This window comes from Caballeronia sp. NCF2, from assembly GCF_023631205.1.
In the GTDB taxonomy this organism is placed as follows: Bacteria; Pseudomonadota; Gammaproteobacteria; order Burkholderiales; family Burkholderiaceae; genus Caballeronia; species Caballeronia zhejiangensis.
On record NZ_JALQDN010000145.1, the window covers coordinates 1 to 229 of the forward strand.

Annotated in this window: 1 pseudogene; it reads left to right on the forward strand. The window is 59.4% G+C overall.

From position 1 onward, the window contains the following. Nucleotides 1-229: pseudogene (locus NCS02_RS36260) on the forward strand (hypothetical protein); the annotation flags it as partial.

Below are 229 nucleotides of genomic sequence, written 5' to 3' on the forward strand. Positions count from 1 at the left end.
TGCGTGTCTCCCAATCGTTCGACGTGGGACGAAATCCGGACGTACTGGCGCTCGATGCTTCGGCGAGCACGGTGTATGTGGCTGGCGAGGGCGGTGTCGTCCCGATGTTCCGTTTTGACGGGACTCATGTGGCAAAAGTGGGCGAAGGTTCTCTGGGGCCGAACGCTCATGTCGTGTATGTCGATCCGGCGACGCATCGATCGTACTTCGCTCTCAAGGATCTCAACGG